Raw genomic sequence first — 3,459 nt, 5'->3', positions numbered from 1 at the left:
GCCTTTCGGGCGGCGCGCTCACGCCGCCCGTCGAGCCATTCCCCGGCCCAGTCCGGCGGGGTGTGCCCGTCCGGCTGGCCCAGCTCGCCCGCCCACAGCAACAGCAGGCCGAGCGCGTGCTTGCAGGGGAACTTCCGGCTGGGGCAACTGCACTTGAACCCCGGCCCCGTGCCCGTGCCGGCGCCGCCCAGATCCACCACGGTCCGGTACGGCTTGGCGCTGCTGCTCCCCTTGCACAGCCCCCACACACCGCCCGAACCTGCCCCCGCCTCCGACCACCGGTCCGGCCAGGAGAGCTTCGTCCCGGCCTTTCGCGACGCGTCGTCAGGAGCAAGCGTCAGTACCTCTTCCGCAGTCCAGCGGACCCCCACTCCAGTCATGGTCCCGACCGTAGAAGCCGCCACTGACAATCGGCCGACCTCGCGACCGCTCCGGGAATCCATGCAGGTCAGGGCCGTGTGTGAGGGATTGTCAGTGGTCGGGTGCAGGGTGGGGACACATCGATCCGCCATGTGTGGAGGGGGACCTGTGACCGTTTTCCGTGCCGAGGAGACAGACGCGCGGCCGGTGCTGCGGCCGCACGCAGAGGACGCGTTCGCGGACGAGCTGAGTGCGCTCGCCGCAGCGGACGACCGGCCGCGTCCCGCGCGCTGGCGGCTGTCGCCCTGGGCGGTCTCCACCTACCTGCTCGGCGGTGAGCTGCCCGGCGGCACGGTGATCACGCCGAAGTACGTGGGCCCGCGCCGCATCGTCGAGGTCGCCGTCAGCACCCTGGCGACAGACCGCGCCCTGCTGCTCCTCGGCGTGCCCGGCACCGCGAAGACCTGGGTCTCCGAGCATCTCGCTGCCGCCGTAAGCGGCGATTCGACCCTGCTGGTGCAGGGCACGGCAGGCACTGCCGAGGAGGCCGTCCGCTACGGCTGGAACTACGCCCAGCTGCTGGCCAACGGCCCCAGCAGGGACGCCCTGGTGCCGAGCCCGGTGATGAGGGCGATGGCCGAGGGCAGGACGGCACGGGTGGAGGAGCTGACCCGTATCCCGGCCGACGTGCAGGACAGCTTGATCACCGTCCTGTCCGAGAAGACCCTGCCCGTGCCGGAGCTGGGCGACGAGATCCAGGCCGTGCCCGGCTTCAACCTGATCGCCACCGCCAACGACCGGGACCGGGGCGTGAATGAGCTCTCCAGCGCGCTCCGCCGCCGCTTCAACACCGTGGTTCTGCCCCTGCCGGAGACGGCCGAGGCGGAGGTGGACATCGTCGCCCGCCGGGTCGAGCAGCTCGGCCGCTCGCTCGACCTGCCCGCGCCGCCCGACGGCACCGCCGAGATACGTCGCGTGGTGACCGTCTTCCGCGAGCTGCGTGACGGCGTGACGGCGGACGGCCGTACGAAGCTCAAGTCGCCCTCCGGGACGCTCTCCACGGCGGAGGCCATCTCGGTGGTCACCGGGGGCATGGCTCTCGCGGCCCACTTCGGGGACGGCGTGCTGCGCGCGGGCGACGTCGCCGCGGGCGTGCTGGGCGCCGTCGTGCGGGACCCCTCGTCGGACGACGTCGTGTGGCAGGAGTACCTGGAAGCGGTGGTGCGTGAGCGCGACGGCTGGAAGGACTTCTACCGCGCCTGCCGAGAGGTCTCCGCGTGACGCCTTCCGGTGAACGGGCCCCCGGCCCGCTGCTGATGGGAGTGCGGCATCACGGGCCGGGCTCCGCCCGCGCCGTGCGTACCGCTCTCGACGCCCGGCAGCCGCGAGTGCTGCTCATCGAGGGGCCGCCGGAGGCGGACGGCATCATCGCGCTGGCGGGCGAGGAGGAGATGCGGCCGCCTGTCGCGCTCCTCGCCCATGTGCTGGACGAGCCGGGGAGGGCCGCGTTCTGGCCGCTCGCGGAGTTCTCGCCGGAGTGGGTGGCGATCCGTTGGGCCCTGAGCCGCGGGGTGCCCGTTCGCTTCATGGACCTTCCCGCGGCGCACTCGCTTGCTCTCCACGATGAGGACGGCCCCCGGCAGGGTGAGCGGGACGAGTCCGACGGCCCCGACGAGCCCGAGGGGGGCGACGGGTCCGGGGGCACCGGCAGGCCGGCCTCCGCCGATTACGAAGCCGACCAGCAAGCCAGCCAACAAGCCGGCCACGCACGCGACTCCGAAGCCGGCCACGCACGCGACTTCGAAACCGACCACCAATCCGACCACCAAGCCGAACACGAGGGTCCCGCCGAAGGCGCCGGCCCGGCACCGGGGCAGGCGCTCCGCATGGATCCGCTCGCCGTGCTGGCGGAGACCGCCGGGTACGACGACGCGGAACGCTGGTGGGAGGACGTCGTCGAGCATCGCGGGGCGGGCGCGGCCGAAGCCGACCCGTACGCCCCGTTCGCCGTCCTCGGCGAAGCCATGGCCGCCCTGCGCGAGACGCACGGCAACGAAGGGGCCGCCCAGGAGGGAGGCACCGGGGGCGAGCACCGTCGGGACCTGCTCCGCGAGGCCCATATGCGGCTCCGACTGCGTGAGGCGTGCCGGGAGTTCGCCGACGATGCCGTGGCCGTGGTCTGCGGTGCCTGGCACGTGCCCGCGCTCGCCTCCACCCCGGGAGTCACGGCCGACCGGCAGCTCCTGAAGGGGCTGCCGAAGGTGAAGACAGAGATCACGTGGGTGCCCTGGACGCACCGCCGGCTCGCCCGTCGCAGCGGGTACGGCGCGGGCATCGACTCGCCCGGCTGGTACGGGCATCTCTTCGCGGCACCCGACCGTGTCGTCGCACGCTGGATGACGAAGGTGGCGCGGCTGCTGCGCGACGAGGACCATGGCGTCTCCTCCGCGCACGTCATCGAAGCGGTCCGGCTCGCGGAGTCGCTCGCCGTGATGCGCGGCAGGCCGCTCGCCGGGCTGACCGAGACGATCGACGCCGTACGAGCCGTGATGTGCGAGGGCTCGGACGTACCTCTCGCCCTCGTGCACGACCGGCTCATCGTCGGCGACGTGCTGGGCGAGGTGCCCGAAGGTGCCCCCGCGGTCCCTCTCCAGCGCGACCTCGCACGGCGGCAGCGCTCTCTCCGTCTCAAACCGGAGGCGGCGGAGCGGGAGTTGGACCTCGATCTCCGCAAGGGGACCGATCTGGAACGCAGCCGGCTGCTGCACAGGCTGCGGCTGCTCGCGATCGACTGGGCCGTGCCCGACAGGGGGCCCGCGCGCAGCACGGGCACGTTCCGGGAGAGCTGGCGCCTGCGCTGGGAGCCGGAGTTGTCCGTGCGCATCGCCGAAGCAGGCGTGTGGGGCACGACGGTGGAGGGTGCGGCCACGGCCTGCGCCATGTCGCAGTCCGCGGACGCGGCTTCCCTGCCGGACGTCACCGCCCTCGCGGAGAGCTGCCTGCTCGCGGGGCTTCCGGACGCGCTCACGGTGGTCATGCGGGAGCTCGCCGACCGGGCAGCGGTCGACGCGGACGTCGGCCGTCTCGCCCAAGCGCTCC

At 73.1% G+C, this 3,459-nt stretch carries 3 protein-coding genes; 2 read left to right on the top strand and 1 reads right to left on the bottom strand.

Features of this window, described 5'->3' with window-relative positions; translation table 11 throughout:
- On the bottom strand, positions 1-380 hold a 380-nt coding region (locus H5J26_RS29515; RefSeq protein WP_181769024.1), incomplete at its 3' end, for an SWIM zinc finger family protein.
- 130 nt (positions 381-510) lie between these two features.
- Between H5J26_RS29515 and H5J26_RS29510 the strand changes: the two genes are divergently transcribed.
- Together H5J26_RS29510 and H5J26_RS29505 are read left to right on the top strand one after the other, a co-directional pair.
- On the top strand, positions 511-1,641 hold the full coding sequence (locus H5J26_RS29510; RefSeq protein ID WP_181769023.1) for an ATP-binding protein: 1,131 nt from the start codon (positions 511-513) through the stop codon (positions 1,639-1,641).
- A gap of 35 nt (positions 1,642-1,676) precedes the next feature.
- A partial coding sequence (locus H5J26_RS29505; RefSeq protein WP_181769025.1) for a DUF5682 family protein occupies positions 1,677-3,459 on the top strand: 1,783 nt, incomplete at its 3' end.

Origin of the sequence: Streptomyces albidus (ex Kaewkla and Franco 2022), from assembly GCF_013870515.1 — a bacterium.
In the GTDB taxonomy this organism is placed as follows: domain Bacteria; phylum Actinomycetota; class Actinomycetes; order Streptomycetales; family Streptomycetaceae; genus Streptomyces; species Streptomyces albidus.
The sequence above is the reverse complement of the archived record's forward strand: the minus strand, read 5'-3'. Positions and strand labels throughout refer to the sequence as shown.

What these genes read in the sequence shown, in the direction of transcription:
- H5J26_RS29510 (WP_181769023.1), top strand. Translation starts at nt 511, where the DNA reads ATGTGTGGAGGGGGACCTGTGACCGTTTTCCGTGCCGAGGAGACAGAC.